This window comes from Burkholderia sp. SIMBA_062 (assembly GCF_046534765.1).
Taxonomy (GTDB): Bacteria; Pseudomonadota; Gammaproteobacteria; order Burkholderiales; family Burkholderiaceae; genus Burkholderia; species Burkholderia ambifaria.
Window position 1 is genome coordinate 1 of sequence record NZ_JAWRYD010000695.1, and the last position, 230, is coordinate 230.

The following is a 230-nucleotide window of genomic DNA, read 5'->3' on the forward strand; positions in this document are numbered from 1 at the left end:
GGGGTTTCGCCCATTTCCACATCCACTGCAATCATTGCATTAATTTTATCCCAAATTTTTTTGCCAAAACGATATTTAAACACTTTACCTTCATTTTCCGGTGCTGCCGGATCTTTCACAACCAGAATATTTGCCCAATAGCTGGTTTTGCGTTTAACCAGGCTATATTCTTTATTATCGGTATTATACAGATCATTTTTACTAATATACTGACACACCGGACAAGAATC

The 230-nt window shown here is 37.0% G+C and carries 1 protein-coding gene; it reads right to left on the bottom strand.

What is annotated here, in order from left to right; genetic code table 11:
• The coding region (locus SB786_RS37975) for a hypothetical protein (protein ID WP_410731809.1) at positions 1-230 on the bottom strand (230 nt) is incomplete at both ends.